This is a genomic window from Actinoplanes sp. NBC_00393, assembly GCF_036053395.1.
In the GTDB taxonomy this organism is placed as follows: Bacteria; Actinomycetota; Actinomycetes; order Mycobacteriales; family Micromonosporaceae; genus Actinoplanes.
This window is the reverse complement of record NZ_CP107942.1, coordinates 6,285,733-6,303,472: the sequence shown is the minus strand read 5'-3', so window position 1 is coordinate 6,303,472 and position 17,740 is coordinate 6,285,733. Positions and strand designations below refer to the sequence as shown.

18 protein-coding genes are annotated in these 17,740 nt (G+C 70.7%); 5 read left to right on the top strand and 13 right to left on the bottom strand.

Annotated features, from left to right (window positions below):
• The first annotated feature begins 14 nt into the window (after window positions 1-14).
• Entirely contained in the window at window positions 15-140 is a 126-nt protein-coding gene (locus tag OHA21_RS29355) for a hypothetical protein (protein WP_328460272.1), read from the top strand.
• 304 nt (window positions 141-444) lie between these two features.
• Here OHA21_RS29355 and OHA21_RS29350 read toward each other — a convergent pair whose 3' ends face one another.
• The 11 genes from OHA21_RS29350 to OHA21_RS29300 all read right to left on the bottom strand — a co-directional run bounded on the left by OHA21_RS29350 (window position 445) and on the right by OHA21_RS29300 (window position 11,060).
• Window positions 445-1,107 carry a class I SAM-dependent methyltransferase gene (locus OHA21_RS29350; protein WP_328460270.1) on the bottom strand — a complete coding sequence of 221 codons (663 nt, stop codon included), beginning with the start codon at window positions 1,105-1,107 and terminating at the stop codon, window positions 445-447.
• Entirely contained in the window at window positions 1,104-2,300 is a 1,197-nt protein-coding gene (locus tag OHA21_RS29345) for an aminopeptidase (protein ID WP_328460268.1), read from the bottom strand. The genes OHA21_RS29350 and OHA21_RS29345 overlap by 4 nt, the downstream gene beginning before the upstream one ends.
• A 14-nt stretch (window positions 2,301-2,314) precedes the next feature.
• Window positions 2,315-3,262 carry a pirin family protein gene (locus tag OHA21_RS29340; protein WP_328460266.1) on the bottom strand — a complete coding sequence of 316 codons (948 nt, stop codon included), beginning with the start codon at window positions 3,260-3,262 and terminating at the stop codon, window positions 2,315-2,317.
• A 3-nt stretch (window positions 3,263-3,265) separates the two neighbouring features.
• Window positions 3,266-3,706 (bottom strand): MarR family winged helix-turn-helix transcriptional regulator, encoded by a 441-nt coding sequence (locus OHA21_RS29335; RefSeq protein ID WP_328460264.1) that lies wholly within the window; start codon window positions 3,704-3,706, stop codon window positions 3,266-3,268.
• A 1,207-nt stretch (window positions 3,707-4,913) separates the two neighbouring features.
• Complete coding sequence (locus OHA21_RS29330; RefSeq protein WP_328460262.1) at window positions 4,914-5,522, bottom strand: Clp protease N-terminal domain-containing protein; 609 nt, start codon at window positions 5,520-5,522, stop codon at window positions 4,914-4,916.
• Window position 5,523: 1 nt separating this feature from the next.
• Window positions 5,524-5,760, bottom strand: coding sequence for a helix-turn-helix domain-containing protein (locus OHA21_RS29325; protein ID WP_328460260.1), 237 nt, complete (start codon window positions 5,758-5,760; stop codon window positions 5,524-5,526).
• Between the two features lie 100 nt (window positions 5,761-5,860).
• Window positions 5,861-6,070, bottom strand: a complete 210-nt coding sequence (locus OHA21_RS29320) for a DUF3072 domain-containing protein (protein WP_328460258.1) — start codon at window positions 6,068-6,070, stop codon at window positions 5,861-5,863.
• A 55-nt stretch (window positions 6,071-6,125) separates the two neighbouring features.
• Window positions 6,126-6,842, bottom strand: a complete 717-nt coding sequence (locus OHA21_RS29315; RefSeq protein ID WP_328460256.1) for a VOC family protein — start codon at window positions 6,840-6,842, stop codon at window positions 6,126-6,128.
• 144 nt (window positions 6,843-6,986) lie between these two features.
• Window positions 6,987-8,219, bottom strand: a complete 1,233-nt coding sequence (locus OHA21_RS29310) for a cation:proton antiporter (RefSeq protein ID WP_328460254.1) — start codon at window positions 8,217-8,219, stop codon at window positions 6,987-6,989.
• 4 nt (window positions 8,220-8,223) lie between these two features.
• Window positions 8,224-8,889 (bottom strand): HAD family hydrolase, encoded by a 666-nt coding sequence (locus OHA21_RS29305; protein WP_328460252.1) that lies wholly within the window; start codon window positions 8,887-8,889, stop codon window positions 8,224-8,226.
• Complete coding sequence (locus OHA21_RS29300; protein ID WP_328460250.1) at window positions 8,886-11,060, bottom strand: ATP-binding SpoIIE family protein phosphatase; 2,175 nt, start codon at window positions 11,058-11,060, stop codon at window positions 8,886-8,888. The genes OHA21_RS29305 and OHA21_RS29300 overlap by 4 nt, the downstream gene beginning before the upstream one ends.
• Window positions 11,061-11,519: 459 nt before the next feature.
• Here OHA21_RS29300 and OHA21_RS29295 point away from each other — a divergent pair, with 459 nt between their 5' ends.
• Both OHA21_RS29295 and OHA21_RS29290 read left to right on the top strand, forming a co-directional pair.
• On the top strand, window positions 11,520-12,344 hold the full coding sequence (locus OHA21_RS29295; RefSeq protein ID WP_328460248.1) for a cellulose binding domain-containing protein: 825 nt from the start codon (window positions 11,520-11,522) through the stop codon (window positions 12,342-12,344).
• Between the two features lie 109 nt (window positions 12,345-12,453).
• Window positions 12,454-14,364, top strand: a complete 1,911-nt coding sequence (locus OHA21_RS29290; RefSeq protein ID WP_328460246.1) for a mechanosensitive ion channel family protein — start codon at window positions 12,454-12,456, stop codon at window positions 14,362-14,364.
• Window positions 14,365-14,546: 182 nt separating this feature from the next.
• Here the strand turns inward: OHA21_RS29290 and OHA21_RS29285 are convergent, their stop codons facing one another.
• The gene (locus tag OHA21_RS29285; protein WP_328460244.1) at window positions 14,547-14,903 is read right to left on the bottom strand and encodes a DUF6401 family natural product biosynthesis protein; all 357 of its coding nucleotides are present in this window, start codon (window positions 14,901-14,903) and stop codon (window positions 14,547-14,549) included.
• Between the two features lie 1,196 nt (window positions 14,904-16,099).
• Here OHA21_RS29285 and OHA21_RS29280 point away from each other — a divergent pair.
• Window positions 16,100-16,498, top strand: coding sequence for a hypothetical protein (locus tag OHA21_RS29280; RefSeq protein ID WP_328478599.1), 399 nt, complete (start codon window positions 16,100-16,102; stop codon window positions 16,496-16,498).
• Here the strand turns inward: OHA21_RS29280 and OHA21_RS29275 are convergent.
• Window positions 16,486-16,695 (bottom strand): hypothetical protein, encoded by a 210-nt coding sequence (locus OHA21_RS29275; protein WP_328460242.1) that lies wholly within the window; start codon window positions 16,693-16,695, stop codon window positions 16,486-16,488. The genes OHA21_RS29280 and OHA21_RS29275 overlap by 13 nt on opposite strands.
• Window positions 16,696-16,816: 121 nt before the next feature.
• Here OHA21_RS29275 and OHA21_RS29270 point away from each other — a divergent pair, with 121 nt between their 5' ends.
• Complete coding sequence (locus tag OHA21_RS29270; RefSeq protein ID WP_328460240.1) at window positions 16,817-17,581, top strand: hypothetical protein; 765 nt, start codon at window positions 16,817-16,819, stop codon at window positions 17,579-17,581.
• The last annotated feature ends 159 nt before the right edge of the window (window positions 17,582-17,740 follow it).

The following is a 17,740-nucleotide window of genomic DNA, read 5'->3' as shown; positions in this document are numbered from 1 at the left end:
GAGGAGTGGATCCCATGAGCAGCGAGCCGCTGGCCACCACAACCGTGCCCGAGACCGCCGATTCCGCCGAGAAGGGCCTGCTCATCGCGGTCCTGCTTCTGGTCCTGCTGGGCACCACAGCGATGCTGCTGATGTCCTGATCCGCCGGGGAGACCAGGCATTTCACTCACGCTCTTTCGGGGGTACGGGTGTGACTGTTCCCAAAATCACTCCCGTCCCCGCTCTACGACGCGATCACCAGCCCACTCACGGCCTTCACCGCGCCCGCCGGGCTTGAGCAGATGGTCCCGGCGGGCGCCCCTTTTGCCCTCCGCCCGGCGATGCCGCTCGCTGCGGGCATCGTGAAAGCCCGGGTTGTGCATAAGCCCGGCGGCCGCCGGGCGGCCCTGCGTTGTGCCCGGTCGCGTCGTAGCGCAGGGAGGTGTGGATTCTCGGGGGCGGCGCTTACTCGTACCGGAAAGCGTTTATCGACAGCACTGTGGGCACCGGCGTGCCTCCCTCGGTGAAGCGGGTGAAGCTCAGCCCTGCGTCGAGGAAAGCGTGCAGGAGGGCCGGCAGCGGCCAGTGGCTGGCGCCGACCTTGTCGCGTACGCCCTGGGTGGTCCAGGACGCCCTGGTCCAGTGGCCGTCCAGATAGCCGGGGCGGATGATCACCGCGGACGGGTCGGTGCGGTCGGCGAAGCCGCCGCAGAACGCCGGGTGGACGCCGATGTGGACAAATGGGGCACCCGGGCGCAGTGCCCGGGCGATCTCGCGCAAGACCGAGGGATAGCCGGGCATGTCGGTGTGGACCATCACGGCGACGGCGGCGTCCAGACCGGCGTCGCGGATCGGCAGGCGGGTGGCATCGGCCCGGGCCACCGGCAGGCGGGTCGCGGCGTAGCCGAGCATGTTGGCGGAGAGGTCGACGCCGAGCGGGGTCCAGCCGAGTTCGCGCAGCTGGGTGGCGTGGACGCCGGTGCCGCAGCCGATCTCCAGACAGCGGCCGCGGCCCTCGCCGAGCAGGTCGGCGAGGGCCTGGCGGATGCCGAGCGGATCGCCCGGGGTGCTCGCCGGGAGGAACTCCCGCTCGTACCAGTCGGCGATCTCGTCGTAGGCCGCCCTCACAGCACCCACTCGTCGTCGCGGATGAGGTCGACCGTTCCCTTCGGGCCGGTCCCGGTCACGGTGATGCCGTCGCCGCCGATCACCACGTCGGTGTGCACGCTCGACATGTTCAGGCCGAGGCCGGCGCGCTGCTCGTCGGTCATGGCGACACCGCCGGGCACGGCGAACGGGAAGCTCTGCCCCCACGCCACATGGCAGCCGGCGTTCTCGTCGAAGAGCGTGTTGTGGAAGACGATGCCGGCCCGCGCGATCCGGCTGTCCCGGTCCACCAGGGACACCTCGCCCAGGTAGCGGGCGCCCGGGTCGGTCTCCAGTTGCGCCTCCACGATGTCCGCGCCGGAGTCGGCGGTGACCTCGACGATCCGGCCTCCGGCGAACCGGGCCCGCAGTCCGGTGACCAGCGCGCCGTTCAGAGCCAGCGGCTTCGTCAACCGGATCACCCCGTCGGCGCGACGGCGGTCCGGGCTGGTGCAGACCTCCTCGGTCGGGATGTTCGGCAGGTAGGCGAAACCGTCCGCGTCGACCATCCCGCCGCCGGTCCAGTGGCAGCCGGGGATCAGGCCGACGGTCAGGTCGGTGCCGTCTCCGACGTACCGGATCTCGGTCAGTTCCAGGGCGTCGAGCTCGGCGCCGCGCGCGGCCAGCGTCTCGGCCCGCTGCTGCCAGGCGAGGGCCGGGTCCGGCTCGTCCAGGCGCATCGCGGTCGCCACCGCCTCCCACAGCCGGTCCACGTCCGGCTCGCCGAAGACCTGGGTGGCCCAACCCGGGTTGGGTGCGCCCACCACGGTCCAGCGCAGCTTGCCGAGAACCGCCTCGCGGCGGGCCCGGGCCTCCTCGAGCGGGAAGGCGGCGGCCTTCGCCGGGTCGGCGCCGTCGAACACGTGCGGATCCGGGTCGCCGTGCAGGCTGATCCAGGCGGCGCCCTGCTCGCTCCACTCCTTGATCCGCTGGAGGGCCCACGGGCGGCTGCGGCGCAACGTCTCCAGGTCGGCGTGATCGACCGCCGAGCGGTGCATCGGCCCGTCGCGCCAGATCGGCTCGACCCAGGCGGCGCCCGCCGCGTACGCCGCCTCGACCACCGCCCGGGCGATCTCCAGATGTGCGATGTCGGTGTTCAGGATGACGCCCTGGCCGGGCTGAAGGTCGACCCCCGCCCGGACCACGACTTCCGCGAAACGCTGAATCCGGTCCATGCCGGTCAGCCTAGTTAGTCCGTGTGCGGCACGCGGGTCGCCGGAACGACACCGAGCCGGCCCTTCTGGAAGTCCTCGAAGGCCTGCTTCAGCTCGTCGCGGGTGTTCATCACGAACGGGCCGTAGTGCGCGATCGGCTCCCGGATCGGCTTGCCACCCATGATGAACAGGTCCAGCTCGGTCTTCGCCTCGACCCGGATCGCGTCGCCCGGACCGTGCGTGGCGAGCTGTCCCATGTGGATCGGCCGCAGATCGGTGCCGACCCAGCCCTCGCCGGACAGCGTGTAGACCAGCGCGTTGTAATCCGGCTGCCACGGCAGGTCGAGCCGTGCGCCGGGCTGCAGCGTGACGTGCGCCAGGTTGATCGGGGTGAAGGTGGAACCGGGGCCGCTCTGCCCGGCGATCTCACCGGCGATCACACGGATCAGGGCGCCACCGTCCGGGGTGGTCAGCAGCGCCGCCGACTTACCCCGGATGTCTTGATATTTCGGGTCGAGCATCTTCGCGGCGCGCGGCAGATTCACCCAGAGCTGCAGGCCGTGGAAGAGGCCGCCGCTCATCACCAGATGCTCCGGCGGAGTCTCGATGTGCAGGATGCCGGAACCGGCGGTCATCCACTGGGTGTCGCTGTTCGTGATCGAACCGCCGCCACCCAGCGAGTCCTGGTGGTCCATGATGCCGTCGATCATGTAGGTCACGGTCTCGAAGCCGCGGTGCGGGTGCCACGGCGTGCCCTTCGGCTCGCCCGGCGCGTAGTCGACCTCACCCATCTGGTCCAGGTGGATGAACGGGTCCAGCTCGGTCAGCGGCACCCCGGCGAAGGCCCGGCGGACCGGGAAACCCTCACCCTCATATCCCTGCGGGGCGGTGGTCAGCCGGCGGACCGGCCGGAAGTCGGTCATCGCGTCGAGCCGGGGCAGGCGGGGCAGGACGAGGACGTCGTCGACGGTGATGGCGGGCATGGTTCACACCTTCCTGATCTTGGCGAAGACGCGGCCGATCACGGCCAGTTCCTCGTCGTCCAAATGGTCGATGAAGCTCTCGCGGACGGTCGCCAGATGGGCCGGCGCGGCAGAACGCAGCGTCTCCAGGCCCTCCTCGGTGAGCACGGCCTCCTGGCCGCGGCCGTCGTCGGGACAGCTCTCCTTGCGGACCAGGCCACGCTTGACCATGGAGCTGATCTGGTACGTGATCCGGCTCGGCGAGAGCACCAGACGATTGGCCAGCTCGCCCATCCTGATCCGGCGGCCCGGCGCCTCGGCGAGCGCGACCAGAACGTGGTAGTCGTTCATGCTCAGCCCGGTCGCGGCCCGCAGCTCGTCCTCGAGGCGGGTGTGCAGGGCCCACGAGCTCTCGAGGAACGTGCGCCAGTGCAGCAGCTGGGTCTCGCTGAGCGGTTCGGCCATGGGTAGACCGTACTCCTTCAAATCTGAAACTTCAAATCTGAAGAACACCGCCGGCTCGTGCGTCACCGACCACCCAACGGCGCCGGCCGCGCCCAGCCACCCGCTCAATGCCGCCGGGTCTCGCTGCCAGCTCGGCGCCTGCCGGGTTGAGCTGCCACCTCAGCGCTGCCGGGCTTGAGCTGCCAGCTTGGTGCTGCCGGGCTTGGGCTGCCGGGGTTGAGCTGCCAGCTTGGTGCTGCCGGGCTTGGGCTGCCGCGGTTGAGCCGCCAGCTTGGTGCTGCCGGACTTGAGCTGCCGGGGGGTTGAGCTGCCAGCTTGGTGCCGCCAGGGTTGAGCTGCCAGCTTGGTGCTGCCGGGGGTTGAGCTGCCAGCTCGGCGCCGCCCCGGTCGAGCTGCTAGCTCAACGCCGCCCGGGTTGGACTGCCAGCTCGGCGCCGCCCCGGTCGAGCCGCCGGCGGGGCACTAACCGAGCGACCCGCAAGTGCCGGACACGCCAGCCGGACCGGCGGCGATACCCACCGAGCGGCGCCCAGGTCCTTAAGCCCAGCCCGGCCCCGAATTCATGCTTGTTGATCACGCCGGCTGGGTGTGAGGGCTGCTTCCTGGCCGTTGAAACAGCCCTCACACCCAGCCGAATGATCGAAGAGGCCCTGAAACGGGCCCCGGCTGTGCCTTATGGCTATCACCGTCCCCGAACCGCCGCGCTCGGCGTCGACCAGCTTGATCATGTCGAGCTGACTCTGAGCGTTGCCTCCGGGCCTGCGAAGCAGCGTTGGTGGTCGGCTGGTGGTTCGTGGCTGACGGTGAGTGTTGCTTCCGGGCCTGCGAAGCAGCGTTGGTGGTCGGCTGGTGGTTCGTGGCTGACGGTGAGTGTTGCTTCCGGGGCTGCGAAGCAGCGTTGGTGGTCAGCTGGTGGTTCGTGGCTGACGGTGGGGGTTGCTTCGGTGGCTGCGAAGCAGCGTTGGTGGTCAGCTGGTCGTTCGTGGCTGACGGTGAGTGCTGCTTCCGCGGCTGCGAAGCAGCGCTGGGTGTCAGCCGGGCGGGCGCTGGGTGAGTGGCGCTGGGGCCGGGGCGGGGCGCCGAGCGCTGGTGACCGGCTGCTTAAGCCCGGCGGCCGCGGTAGGGCCGTGAGTGGGCTGGTGGCCGCGCCGTAGCGGGGGACGGCGAAAATTCGGCGGAGCGGCGCCGCGCGTACCCCGCAGAGGTTTCAGGCCGCGTGGCTGTTGAGTGAGCGAGTCAGCTGCTCGCGCACCGCATCGAAGTCGACTGCTTTTTCGGCGAGGATGAGGGCTGCCAGGCCCGCGCCTTCGCGCAGGAGGCCGAGCATGATGTGTTCCGGCGCGATGTAGTTGTGCTTGAGGCGGATGGCTTCGCGCAGGGAGAGCTCGAGGACCTTCTTGTTGCGGGGGGAGAACGGGATGTGGCTGGTGCCGGTCTGGAAGCGGCCGAAGATGCCGCGTTTCTTGGGGGCGGGGCGGGGCAGGCGCAGGGCGCCGGCTCCGAAGTTCTCCTCGATGGCGGCGCGGACGGCGTCCAGGTCGATGCCGATGGCCTTGAGTGCGGCCGCGTCCTCGGCGTCGCGGTCGGCGATGGTGGTGGCCTCGCTGTGGTCGCCGACGTGCTCGATGATCGCCTGCCGGACCGAGGTTTGATCGACGCCGCGGTTGCTCAGGGCGTCGCGGATCGCGCCGTTGTCGCCGGCGAGCAGGGAGAGCAGGGTGTGTTCGGTGCCGATGGTCTCGTGTCCCAGCTCGCGGGCCTGCTGCTGGGCGCCGACGACGACGGCGCGGGCTTCCTTGGTGAATCGCTCGAACATGTCAGCCCTCCCGTGGGTCCTGCATCGGCATCAGTTTCGCGTGTTTCTTGTGCACGCCCTGGCGGGTCACCTCGAGTGCGTCGGCGATCTCCTGCCAGGACCAGCCTTTGTCGCGCGCGTTGGCGACCTGGAGGTGCTCCAGGCCCTCCAGGAGGCGGCGCAGCGCCACGACCGCGCGCAGGCCGACCCGGGGGTCGGTGCTGCCGGCGGCCGCGGCCAGATCGGTCGCTTCGGTCATGGCTGTCAACTTACGTTGACGAAGGGCGCCTCGTCAACCGAAGTTGACACAGAGGGCAAAAGAAAGGACCGGCCCGATCGGGCCGGTCCCGCGGATCGACTCAGCGTCCCCTGCCGGTCTTCTCCTGCAACTCGTCGATCTTGCGGGAGGCATCCGCCTTCGTGAGGTCCTCGGGGACCTCCTCGTGCGCCTCGGAGGCGAGCGTGCGCAGGTACGACTCCTGTGCGCCGGTCGCCGGTTCCTCGCCCGTGGTCCAGTCGGCGGGGTCCTTGATCGTGTTGCCGGTATCGGCGCTCGTCTGGTCGGCCATGACGCCGTCCTTCCGGTCGATTGTCTCGAACGCCTGTGCCATTACCCGCTGAAGGTCACTCCCATGCAGGGAGATTTCCCAGCGAGACGGTCAGCTCGACCGGGTGGTGCACCGGCGCCGCGACGGTGAAGCGAGCACCGTACGGGTCGGCGAGCTCGGCGAACGCGGTGAGCCCCGCCTCGGCCGGCTCGCTGACGACGGTGCCGCCGATACGCTCGCAGTGCGCGGCCGACTGCTCGATGTCGTCCACCTGGAACGCCGCCCGCCACCAGGCGCCGCGGTAACCGGCCGCCAGCCCGGCGATCGCGTCGTGCCCCTGGTTGAGCCATTCGCCGGTGCCGAACTCGTGCCGCAGCAGCCAGCCGAACGCCGAACCGTAGAAACGGGCCGCCGCGTTCGCGTCGTCAGTGATCAGTTCCGGCCAGGACATGGTGCCCGGCTCGCCACCGGCCTGTGCGCCGGCGAAGTCGTAGCCCTGCCACAGACCGATGATCGCGCCGGACGGGTCCGCCACGATCGCGCGGCGCCCGCCATGCGCCTCGGCCGGGTGGCTCAGGCAGTGCCCGCCGGAGAGAGCGACCTGCTCGAGGGTCTCCTCCAGATCGGGAGTGCTGAGATGGGTGAGCCAGCCGTCCGGCCGGTCGAGCCGGCTGCGGGTGAGGCCGGCCACGGCACGCCCCCCGAGCTTGAACCGATCACCCGCCGACTCCCAGCCGAACAACTCTCCGTAGAACTCCGCCGCGCGTGCGGGGTCCGCACTCGCGAGTTCCACCCAGCATGGTGTCAAGGGTGCATAGCCTCTGATCCGCATGAGCCGCTCCGTTGTGGACATCCCCAGTTGCTTGAGCACTCTACGGCACTGAATACGCTTCGTCACCACCGCACGGTTCATTGTCCGGTTTAGAGCAGAAAAGTATTACCTAGCGTGAGTGACTGAGTGATCCAGGTGACGCATGACCGGAGTTGCGGCGATTCCGTGGAGCACGACCGAGACGACGACCACGAATCCGGCGGTCGCCCAGAGGAGGTCGGCGGACGCGAAATCGGCGTGTGTCATTGCATACGCAAGGTAATAAAACGAGCCGATGCCACGGATCCCGAACACCGCGATCACCCAGTGTTCCGCGGTCGTCCCCGGGGCGCCTCGCAGGGAGGCGAAAGCGGCCAGCGGCCGGACCAGGAAGATCAGGAACAGGCCGGCCAGAGCAGCCTGCCAGGTGAGCGGCGCCAGCAGGCCGCTGACCACGGCGCCGCCGAGGAGCAGCAGCAACAGTACGGTGAGCAGGCGCTCGGTCTGCTCGGCGAAATCGTGCAGCACCTGGTGGTACTCGTGGGAGCGTTCGGCAGCCCGGATCGCCCGCGCCGCCACGAACACGGCCAGGAAACCGTAGCCGCCGATCACCTCCACGAGGCCGTACGCGAGGAAGGTCGCAGCCAGCGCCAGGAAGCCCTCGGAATGCCGGGCGAGTCGTAGCGCGTCCCGCTTCGCCCGGAAGAAGAGCTTACCGAGCAGGTGCCCGATCACTATGCCGCCGACCAGCCCGACCGCGCCCTTGTAGAGGACGTCCTTGAGGACCCATTCGCCGAACCAGGATCCGCCGATGGCCATCGCGATCGCGGCGTAGACGAACGGGAAGGCCAGGCCGTCATTGAGACCGGCCTCGGAGGTGAGGGCGAACCGTACCTCGTCCTCCGAGTCCTCCTCGTCGGTCGGCTCGCCCACCTGCACGTCCGAGGCGAGCACCGGGTCGGTCGGCGCCATCGCGGCGCCGAGCAGCAGGGCGGACGCCGGCACCAGGCCCACCCACCACCAGCCGAGGAATGCCATCGCGGCGATGGTCACCGGCATCGCGATGATCAGCAGGCGGCCGGTCGAGGCCCAGCGGCGTACGCCGAACGGGCGGTCGATCTTCAGGCCGGCGCCCATCAGCGCGACGATCACGCCGACCTCGGTGAGGTGCTCGGTGAGCTTGGCGTGGGCCAGCGGATCCGCCTCGGGCAGGTTCAGGGGCAGGCCGAAGACCAGCATGCCCAGGCCGAGGAAGGCGATCGGCATGGAGAGCGGGCGGCGTTCCACCAGGCGCGGGAGGATACCGGCGAGCAGGGCGCCCACCCCGATCAGGGCGAACACCACATCGGACAGTTGCATGCTCTTACTTCAGGTCAGCGATGGCGGTGGACTCCAGGTCCTCGAGCAGGGCGGCCGGGTTCGCGTACGTCGCGATCGCGCCCGCCTCCCGCAGCTCTGCGGCGCTGGTGCCACCGCAGGTCAGGCCGATGCAGGGGATGCCGAGCTTGCCGGCGGCCTGCACGTCCCAGACGGCGTCACCGACGTAGACGGCGTGTTCCGGGTCGACGTCCGACTGGTCCAGGGCGGCCTGGAGGATGTCCGGGGCCGGCTTGCTCTCCTCGGCGTCGGCGGACGAGGTGGCGGCGGTGATCACGTCGTCGGCGCCGAGGACCCGGCGGAGCTGGTTCAACTCGGGCTCCCGGGCTGAGGAGGCGAGCACCACGGCCAGGTCTCTGGCGGCGACCGCACGAACCAGATCGGCGGCGCCCGGCAGCGGCCGCAACCGCTCCCACCAGGCTCCGTAGAGCACGTCGTGCGCGGTGGTCATCTCCTCGTCCGCGTCGTGGTCACGGTCCGCGCCGAGCAGATGGTCGAGCAGCTTGTCGGAGCCCATGCCGATGCCGCGGTGGATCTCCGCCATCGGTACGTCGTGGTCGTGCTGCCGCAGCGACTCCCACCAGGAGACGGCGTGCAGATATGTGGTGTCGATCAAGGTGCCGTCGACGTCGAACAGAACTCCGGGCCTCATGCCCTCGCATTACCCGGAAGCAGCATCTCGAACCAGACTGTTGATCCACGAACCGTCGGGTCGGTGCCCCACGAATCGCTGAGCTCCTCGATCAGGCCGAGCCCGCGGCCCCGGCTGGCGAGCGTGTCGGTCTGCGCCCGGATCACGCTGCCCCGCGTACCGGTGTCGGCCACCGAGACCAGCAGCCGCTCGGCGTTCAGATCGATGTGCACCTGGGCCGGGGTGCCGGCGTGCAGCAGCGCGTTGGTGGTGAGCTCGCTGGTGCAGAGGATGGCCGCGCCGATCACCGGCTCCGGCACCGACCACTCCCGCAGCCGGGTCGTCATCCACTGCCGGACCCGGCTCGGGCCGGTCGGCTCGGCGGCCACCTGCATGGTCGCCGACCGGCTCATCGCCAGCGCGTGCTCCACCGCGAGCACCGCCACGTCGTCGTCGGTGGTGCCCTCGACCGCGGCCGTGGCCAGCGAACACATGTTGCGCGGGTCGCCGCTGGCCGAACCCGCCGCGGCGGCGACCAGGGCGTCCAGCCCCTCGTTGAGCGGCCGGCCGCGGCGCTCCACCACGCCGTCGCTGAACATCAGTATGGTGTCGCCCGGCTCCAGCATCAGCGAACCGGTCTGCCAGCGGCCGCCCAGCCCGAGCGGGGCGCCGGGTGGCACCTTCACCAGCTCGGCGGTGGCCCGCTCGCCGCCCTGCCCGGCACGGCGCAGCACCGGCGGCGGGTGACCCGCGCTGGCCAGGGTGATCGAGCCGTCGGCGGGGTCGAGCACGCCGTACACGACGGTTACGAAGATCTCCTCGTTCCGGGACTCCGCGCCGAGCGAACCGACCAGCCGGTCCAGCCCGGCCAGCACGCTCGGTGGGGCCGGATCGGTCAGCGCGAGGGCCCGCAGCGCGGCCCGCACCTGGCCCATCACCGCCGCCGCCCGCACGTCGTGCCCGGCCACGTCGCCCAGGACCATCGCGAGCCGGCCGTCCAGCAGGTGGAACGCGTCGTAGAAGTCGCCGCCGGCCGCATTGCCGTCCACGCCGACGTCATAGCGTGCGGCGATGCGGAACGTGTCCAGTTCCGGGAGGTGCTCGGGCAACATGCTCCGTTGCAGCAACTGCGCCGTACCGTGCTGGGCCTCGAAACGCCGCGCCCGCTCCGCTGCCTGGGCCACCAGCTCGGCCGCGGCTTTCAGCAGCGCACGCTCCGCGGGCAGCCAGGCATGCGCGTGACGGAAGCCCATGGTCAGCGCGCCGCGCAGGGACGGCGTCCGCAGTGGCAGCGCGGCCAGGGCCCGGACCCGCCGCTCATGCCGGTCGGTGGCCACCGCACGCAGCGGCTCACCGTCGTTCACAAACGTCGCGCGGCCGGTCTCGGCCGCAGCCACCAGCGGCGCCGCCGGATCGGCGCCGACGCGCCGCCAGACCGGCGGCAGCCGTTCGTCCGCCTCGTCCAGCATTTCGCCGCGAATCCGGCGGACATAGCGGTAGGCACTGCCGTCATCCACCGCGAGCACGCAATGATCAAGATCAAAAGAGGCCATTGCGTACGTGAGGACGACGCGCGTGACGTCGTCGATGGTGAGCGCGCCGGCCAGTCGAGCGGTCAGCTCGCCGAGGCTCTGCAGGCGGTGGATCACCTGCGTGGTCTCGGCGGCGACGATCAGCACGCCGGCGATCGCACCCCGCGAGTCGCGGATCGCCGAGTGACCCTGCGTGTAGAACGCGGGCTCGGTGCCGCCCGGCGTGACCGGAACCTGGCTCTCCGGCTCCAGCACCGCGCGGCCGGTGCGGTAGACCTGCGCGACCACGTCACCCATCCCGGGCTGATGCCAGGCCTCGCCGAACGCCTCCTCGGCGGGCGAACCCAGCGCGGTCGGGTGCAGGGCGTGCAGAACCTCGGCGTAGGCGTCGTTGTAGAGCACCACGAAGTCGTCGCCGCAGGCCAGCATCATCGGCACCGGGGAGGCGAGCATCAGCTCGACGGCTGCCCGGAACGCCGGGTCCCACCGGACCATCGGGCCGAGCGAAGTGCGGGACCAGTCGAACGCATGCACCAGCGCCGCGCAGCCCTTGCCGGTGTGCTCTGCGCCGACCGCCTGCACGGGCAATGCCGAGATCGCAGGCGAGGACAACCCGCCCGGACTGATCCCGCCCGAGCTGATCCCTCCCGAGCCGACCATGCGGAAAGCCTATCCCGAGTGGTCCGTTTGTACGATGCCCCACCGGCCGTCCGTCCGGTTATTGACTGTCTCTCAAGCCTGCCAGGCAGATGTGTCGTGACTGTTTCACGCGGGAGGTGACACAGCGTGGCAGGTCGGCGGCGTTCTGAGCTTGGTCTACATGATCGGGATTCGGCTAAGGTCGCCGCCGTGACCGATCGACCGCGCCGTGTGATGCGCCACAACGCGGAGCATTCTGAATTGTCGGAGTTCGCTCCCTCCGAGCCGGGGTGGTTCGATGATCAGCCGTCGGCTGGGTCGCCCTCCTCGTTCGGACCTTCCTCAGGCGTGACCGTCGACTGGTCCTCGTCCCCTTCCTCTCCTCCTCCTTCGTCTGCTGCCGTTGCCTCGTCTCCTCCTTCGTCTCCTGCCGTTGCCTCGTCTCCATCCTCGGACGTGCCTGCTGAGCCTTCGGCGGACATGACGGCTGAGCGGTATGCGGCTCTCGCGGACTGGGCCGATTCTGCGGAGACGGTCACGATGTCGGCGGTCACCGAGGCGCGGTTCGAGCGGCCCTGGCCGGCGCCCGGCGCCGAGTCCGGGCGGCTTCCGGTGTCCCACGTCGCGCCTGGCAGCGCCACCCGCGTCCGCCGGATCCGGGCCGCGGCCGTGACCGTTGCGGCGCTGGCCCTGCTGGTCGGTGGCGTGGCGTTCGTCCGGGGCGGCGACGACGAGCCCGAGACCCCGGTCGCGGTCAGCACCGCGCCGGTCGGCGCCGAGGCCTCAGCGACCGACTCGCCGGCAGCGGACTCGGAGGATCCGGTTCCCGCCAGCAGCGCCCCGACCTCGGCTTCTCCTTCGGCCAGCCGCTCACCGTCCGCCTCGGCTTCCGCGAGCAGTTCACCGTCGCTGCCCAGCATCGATCTCGGTGCCGTGGTCCGCGAGCCGACGCGGTCACTGAGTCCCGAATCAAGCGGGCCGGCCGCCGACCCGGCTGCGTACACCGCGTTCTACGGCTTTCGGTCGGACGCCGCCTCCGGTTACAGCGGCACAGTTCAGGTGGTCAACTCCGGCGGCAGCGCCGGCGCCGACTGGTCCGTCTCCCTCACCGTGCCGGGCGGGGAGGAGGTCACCCTGTCCGGCGGCGACGTGCGGATGTCGCAATCCGGGAGCAGGGTCACGTTCCGGCCGGCCGGTGGAGCTGAACTCGCCGCCGGTGAGTCGGTGACCATCAGTTTCACCATCGACGGCGTGCCCGAGGAACTGCCGACCGGCTGCGCGATCAACGGAACCGCTTGCGCCTGAGTCGTCCCCGCCGACTCGGGGGCCGCGGAGATTGTCGGAGGCACGTGGTACTCCTGAGTCCTATCGTTCGTTGAGGTGGCCGAGTGGCGTGCCGGACGAGGGAGGGCGGATGAGCCAGGACGGGCTGAGCCGAGGGCTGAGCGACCTGTGGCGATCGGTGGTGCTGTTCCTGCCGTACGCGTTGGCGTTCCTGGCGATCCTGATCGTCGGCTACCTGCTGGCCCGGCTGGCCCGCACGGTGACCGGCAAGGCGCTGCGCCGGGTCAACTTCGACCGGGCGATCCAGCGGGGTCCGGCCGGGCGGCTGTTCCGGGGCAAGGCGCCGAGCGCCACCGACGTCTGCGCCCGGCTCGCGTTCTTCGTGGTGCTGCTGATCGCCGTACAGATCGCTTTCGGTCTCTGGGGTCCCAACCCAGTCAGCGACCTGCTCAACTCCCTGATCGCCTGGCTGCCACAGGTGTTCGTCGGCATCGTCGTGGTGGTGGTCGCCGCCGCCGTCGCCGGCGCCGCCCACGATCTCATCGTGGCCGCGCTCGGCGACCTGGGCTACGCGCGGGTGCTCGCCAAAGCCGTCGCCGCGGTGATCGTCACTCTCGGTGTGATCGCCGGGCTCGACCAGATCGGCATCGCTACTTCGGTGACCCGGCCGCTGCTCATCACGATCCTGGCCACCGTCGCCGGCGTGATCATCGTCGGTGTCGGCGGCGGCTTGATCCGGCCCATGCAAGGGCGCTGGGAAGGCTGGCTGGACCGGGCGGCGACCGAGTCCGCTGCGATCCGCCAGCAGGCCCGGGTCTATGCGGAGGACCGCGCGCGGCAGGCCGCCGAGGAGGAGGCGCGCCGGGAGGAGGAGGCCCGCCGGGCCGAGGAGGCACGTCTAGCCGAGGAAGCGCGGCTCGCTGAGGAGGCCCGTCGCGCCGAGGAGGCTCGGCAGGCCGCGGAAGCTCGCCGTGCTGAGGAGGCGCGGCAGGCGGAGGAGGCGCGCCGGGCTGAAGAGGAACGTCGCGCTGAGGACGCTCGCCGTGCTGAGGAGGCCGCGCGCGCCGAGGAGGCACGTCTCGCGGAGGAACGCCGGGCTGCGGAGGAACGCCGCGCCGACGCCGAGAAGTGGGCCCGGGCAGCCCGGATGGCCGCGGAGGAGCGTCGTGCCCACGAGCGGGATGCCGACGAGACCCAGGTCATCGCCGCACCGGCCGGCGATCTGAGCAACCCTGTTCCCGGTTTCGGCCCGGAAGCTCCAGGTCTCACCTCCCCGGTGTCACCGGCCTCTTCTCCGTCACCTTCGGCGACCTCCTCGGGCCCGTCTGTTCCTTCGTCGGCCTCCCCGGATTCACCTGCTCCCTCGGGCACACCTGCTTCCTCCGCGGTCGCCTCCGGTTCGTCTGCCTCCTCGGCGGCTTCCCCGGGTTCGTCTGCCCCCTCGGCGGCCTCTCCGGGATCGTCTGCCCCCTCGGCGGCCCGCCCGGAATCGTCTGCCCCATCGGCTGCCTTTCCGGACTCTTCTGCCGACGAGGTGACGACCGTGATTCGGCGCGACGACACACCGGAATCGGCGGACGACTCGACCAAGACAGTGATTTTCGGGCGCAACGGTGATGACACGGCCGACACGACGGCAGCCAACAGGGATTCGGCGGAGACGGTGACCTTCGGCCGTGGCGATGACGACACAGTCGACACGACCGCGCGCGGTGGCGGTTCGACAGACACGGTGGTTTTTGGCCGGGGAGCCGGCGACACAGCGCCGACCGGTGATGGTGCGACCGAGACGGTGATCTTCCGTAGCGCTGAGGACAACGCGGACGACACCACGGTGGTCACTTCTGGTTCGGACGTGCGCGAGTCGAGCCTCGTCCGGATCCCCGGCACGGAGCGTTCCGTGGTGATCGAGCCGGCTGACGACGGGGAGCGTACGCAGGTGGTGCCCCTGCCCGTGGCCGAGGGAACGCAGACCGCCGACGACGAAGCTCCCACCGAGCCCGGCCGGAACCGTCCCAGCAGCGGCCCGGCCGGGAAGTAGCCCCGGGAAATGACGTGGGGCCGGCACCGGGACATCCCGGCACCGGCCCATACAGCCGACTGCGAGATGTTCGGTGCCGGCCCCATACGGCCGGTTTCGGGTGCTGGATGGCCGGGTTCGCGGCCGTGACGGTCAGGTGGGAGCGGTTCCCCGGACGGCGGAGGCCGGGGCGGTGCTCAGAGTCAGCGGGGCGCCGGCAGGCTGCGCGACAGCATGCAGACGGCGAGCAGGCGGCGCAGGACCCAGTCGTTCTCGGTCCAGTCGATCGGGCCCTCGGGTGCGGCCCAGCCGTGCTGGAAGGCGGCGTCGCGGACACCCTCGGCGTACGCGGCCAGCAGGATCGCGGTCAGCGGCCGGCTGTCGGCCTCGAGGCTGTCCCGCACGCCGGCGGCGTGCTGGTCGATCACGGACATCAGGCCGGGGTTCTCCTGCGCGGCGGCGATACCACTGACACCGACTGCGGCGGTCAGGTCGGCGAGCGAGGCGTGGGCGGAGCGCTGAGCAGCGCGGGCGGCGGCGTTGCTGAACAGGCCATTCATGAGAAGAAACGTTATGGACCGTCGGGTGTCCAACGGTTCTCCGAACCGTTGCAGGCCGGTTGAACTCGTCCCCACCGGGAACCTGCGAAATCACTTCATCGAGCCGGCCGCCCAAGCCCGATCAAGCTCGGCACAGCCGGACCCGACACCGGCCCGGCGGCGCCCGGTCCACCCTCGGCCGCGACGGCGGCTGGTGTCCGCCGGTTCGGCGGCGGCACTGGGTCGCGCAGTCTGGTTGCGGCGGTAGCTGGTGTCGACCGGTTCGGCGGTGACCCTGGGCGGGCAGGTTGGTTCCGGCGATCGCCGGTGCTGCCGGTTTCGCGGCGGGGTTCAGCGGAATCTCGGCCATGCCGTGAACCGGTGTCGTCCGGTATCTGTCGGTCGCCGCATTTAGGCGTGCCGCCCGGCTCGATGTCGGTCTCGGCCCGGTTCGGGCTCGGCGAAGCCCAGCGCCGGCCTGGCTAGGGCTCAGCCAGGCCGGTGCCGACTTGGTTGGGGTTCAGTCTGGTCCGGTAGCGGCCTGGTGGAGCTCAGCCTGATCCGGTGCCAGCCTGGCTGGAGCTTGGCCTGGGCCGGCGCCGGCCTGGTTCGGGCTTGGCCTCGTCCGGCGCCGGCCTGGTAGGGGCTCGGCCTCGTCAAGCGCCGGGCGGGTTCGCTTTTGGTCGGGCCTTTCCCTTGATCTAGGGCGTTGGCTGGGCGGCGGGCGCGGGTGAGATGGCGACGAACGGGGATATGAAGTGGCGATTAGGGGAACGGGCGGGCACATGGATGAGCGGGGAAGCAGCGAAGGGGGAGACGGGGTGGCGAAGCCTGGTACCGCCGGCGATGCGGATCGGCGGAAGGCGGATGGCCAACGGCCGGATGGGGGCGAGGCGCAGCAGACCCTGGATGACCCGGGCGGCGAGCTTCAACGGCCGGATTCGCCAGAGCGGCCGGCGTCAGAGCCCTGGTCGGCGGACAAGTCTGGAGGGAAGCAGCAGTCGCCGACCGGGTCGAAGGCGGAGCAGCGGCCGGCGGACGGGCCCGCGGGGCAGCGGCAGCCGGGAGCGGAGCAGCGGCCGGCGGACGGGTCCGCTGGGGAGCGGCAATCGGGAGCGGAGCGGCGGCCGGCGGATGGGTCCGCGGGGGAAGGGCGACCGGAGGGGGACCAGCGGCCGGGGGATGGGCCGGACGGGGAGCATCAGCGGCCGGATGGGCTGGATGACCTCACTGTGCAAGCGCTGGGGAAGCTCAGTGAGGCACTGGAGACGGTGGAGAGGGTGCGGGGGCATCTGTATTCGATGCACCAGCTGACCGGGACCGCCGACTTCATGCTGGATGAGGCCGTCTCGCTCTTTATGCAGGCTGGGCACACTGAGGTCGCCGACCGCATCCAGCGGGAGCTGATCGGGCGCAACGTCATCCCGGGGCACTGGACGTTCCAGATCGTTGAGGCCTACGACGACGGGTACTACGCCGAGTTTCGCAGCCTCGAGCGGGACGCCCGGGATCAGCTCGCGCAGGGGCGGCGCCACCTTTACGAAGCGGAGCTGAAGGAGCGCCGGCGCACCCATGGGCGGCCGGGGCATGAGGCGCTGCCCGATTACTCCGGGTAGTCGACGGTGGCGGGGCGGCGGCGCTGGGTGTCGTCCGCGATGATCACCGTGGCTACGACGAGGGCTACCACGATGGCGAAGAACCAGGAAGCGTCGTCGACCAGCCGCGCGGCCAAGGGGGCCTGGAAGGCGGCTAGCAGGAAGCCCAGCCACGCGAAGCGGCGCTGACGTTCGGAGAGGAAACCGGCAGATCGCACTCGGACAGTCTGGCGCGATCAGGACGGATCGCCGTCACCCGTTCGGCCGATTCTTCGTTGTCCGATGGTGCCCCCCGCCTTGCGTCGCCGCCGCTCAAGCGTGTTCGTCACGGTTTTGATCGTGCTGGTCGGGACGGTGGTTGCGGTTGCCTGCTCGGCCTCCGAGCCGCGGCTGCCGCAGCCGGCGCCGGAGGCGCCGGACCGGGTGGTGGCCGGGCCGCTGGGCGACCGGAACCGGGCGTCGTTCACTCTGGGTGATGCAGCGAGCCGGGTACGTGTTCAGCTCGCGACCCTCCCCGGCCTGTTGTACCGGATCAGCACCGCCCCCGATTCGGGTGTCGCGCCGGTGGTGCGGCGGCAGGGCGGGCGGGTCGTGGTCCGGCTGCGGGAGACCGGCTGGGACGGCCCGAACGAGGTGCGGGTCGTGCTGAACCGCGACGTCCGATGGGGCATTCGCCTCCCGGCGGGTGCGGGGGAACAGCAGCTGCATCTGCGTAACGGCCGGATCAGCCGGGTCGATCTGGGCGCGTCCGGGCTGGCCGAGTTGTGGCTGCCGGATCCGGTCGGCACGGTGCCGGTGCGGTTCCTCGGTGGTACCGGCACTGCCCTGCTGACCGCGGAGACGGCTGCACCGTTCCGGATCCGGTTCGACGAGGGCGCCGGGTCGGTGCGCACCCCGTGGTCGGCGAACAACGGCACCGCCGCGGGTACCGTTCTCCGGGAACGGGGTTTCGCCCGCGCTCCCGACCGCTATCTGATCCGTGCCGAACGGGGACTCGGCCGGCTGATCCTGCGCCGCCCCGGCGGCAAACACGGGACGCGCGACGGCGGGCGCCCGGCATGGGCTGGGAACGCAGTCGGCCAGCACCCCGACCCGGCAGCTTGATCAAGTCCAGCTGGCGCTGAGGGTCGTCTCCGGGCAGCTGAAACAGCACTGAGAGCCAGCCGAGTGTGGCGGGCTGACCGGCAATGCTGCCTGCGAGGCGCTGAGGCAGCGCTGGCGGTCAGCCGGGGTTTGTCGCGGGCGCTGAGGCAGCGCTGGTGG